Source organism: Hyalangium ruber (genome assembly GCF_034259325.1).
In the GTDB taxonomy this organism is placed as follows: Bacteria; Myxococcota; Myxococcia; order Myxococcales; family Myxococcaceae; genus Hyalangium_A; species Hyalangium_A rubrum.
Genome location: NZ_JAXIVS010000042.1, coordinates 1 through 1,733 on the forward strand (window position 1 = coordinate 1; position 1,733 = coordinate 1,733).

The following is a 1,733-nucleotide window of genomic DNA, read 5'->3' on the forward strand; positions in this document are numbered from 1 at the left end:
CTCCTCCGTAGGGGCAGGTGCTACCAACTGAATCAACTGGCCTCTTCGTGTCCGAGCCGTTTCGACGAGTTCCTGCCCGAACTCGCTGTACGGCCGAGGATTGGGCAGCCGCCAGAGCTTCAGAATGGGGAGTGCCGTGTTCCACCGCTCGACCACGTATGGATACTGGCGGACCATTTCCGGGTTTGCGATCTCGCGTGTGGCGGCGTCCGCGATCACCGCCAGAGTACAAACGGCGAATACCCGGCCGCGTACTTCAGCGGGGACTGGTCCTGCGACTTCCTTGGGTTTGTGAGGAATGGCTAGCAGGACCGGATCGCCAAGGTGATAGCGGCGGCCTGCCTTCGCGGCATCCTGAGATCGTGGGAGGGCCAGGACGCCCCAGGCTTCCATGTTCGTCGCATAGACGTGCTTGAAATAGATCGTGCCGGTCAGATTCATGTCCACGACGTATCCTCCGCCTGTTCGCAGGTGTGGAGCGACAGCAAAATTGATGACTTACGGGACTTTGCTGAAGCGGGTTAGGCCCGAGGGGCGCCACCTCGAAGCGCTCCAGCTCGGCCCGGTGGTGCGCGCGTCTGACGGCTCCAGCTCGGCACCATGGCGCGCACGTCCGACAGCTCCAGCTCGGCCCGAGGGCGCCACCTCGAAGCGCCCCAGCTCGGCCCGGTGGTGCGCGCGTCGGACAGCTCCAGCTCGGCCCGGTGGTGCGCGCATCGGACGGCTCCGGCTCGGGCCCGTGGCGCGCGCGTGGACAGCTCCAACTCGGCCCGAGGGCGCCACCTCGGACGTGCTGCAGCTATGCGAGCTGGTCGAGGAACGCATCAGCAGCCTTCTGAGCCGCCTCCCGCATGACGAGGGCCATCGCGTCGGCGCCAGCCCATGAAATCGGCATGCGCACCCTTTGGGTCCCATCAGATTGGACTTCGGCCGCTTGGCCCCGGGCCTCGATGTCCCGCAGCTCCCGACTCAGTGCTGTCAGGGTCCCCAGATTTTGGAACGCATTGACCATGCGTACCAGGGCATCTTCCAGTAGCGGGAAGCGAAGGGCGGTGTCGGCACCTGCCCAGGAATCAACGCTGCGGTCCAGGGAAGAGTGCCCAGCCCACTTGTTGCGCAAATGACGGACATACTTCAGAGACAGCACCGTGTCGGCATTCGTCTCCCGCCGGATGTGTTTAATGAGCTCGACAGCCGCCTCCGTCTCGGTGTCGAAGGCTTTACTCAGGCGGGTGTTCAGCTCGGCCTCAAGTGCGTCCAGCGCGTGCGGGAGAGACCTTGTGCGGCCGGTGGCCAGGTCGATTGTGGAAGCAATTCCAATGACGGCCTGCTTGACCAGGCTGGTGTCGACTACCTCGATGGCGTGGCCGAGGACGCCGCGTTCCGCCGCCATCGCCGCCAGCCGAGGGTGCGCCCGTTTTGCGAAGTAGTACAAGTACACGGCGTCAATGAGCATGTTGCCTAGAGCTTGCTCGACTCGGCTTTCAGGCGCGATGGCCCCGACCAGAGAGTTCAGGTCCGCCTTCGTCAGCGGGTTGTCAGAAATCGCGGGTATATCCGCGAGGTCGTACTCAGACGTGAAGTCGCTCATCTTCATGGGGACCAGCGTATAGACGACATGGCAGGCCCCTCAAGGCTCGTCTTTTCGCCGCGTGGTCGTCCGTTCTGCACCCACTCTGCGCGGGCGGCCCAGGTCATCTCTGAGCCGGAGGGGGGCACGGCGAGCTCTTACG

2 protein-coding genes are annotated in these 1,733 nt (G+C 64.2%); both read right to left on the reverse strand.

Annotated features, from left to right (window positions below; genetic code table 11):
• A partial coding sequence (locus SYV04_RS43625; protein WP_321552062.1) for a hypothetical protein occupies positions 1–441 on the reverse strand: 441 nt, incomplete at its 3' end.
• A 358-nt stretch (positions 442–799) separates the two neighbouring features.
• Positions 800–1,597 (reverse strand): hypothetical protein, encoded by a 798-nt coding sequence (locus SYV04_RS43630; RefSeq protein ID WP_321552063.1) that lies wholly within the window; start codon positions 1,595–1,597, stop codon positions 800–802.
• Positions 1,598–1,733 lie beyond the last annotated feature (136 nt).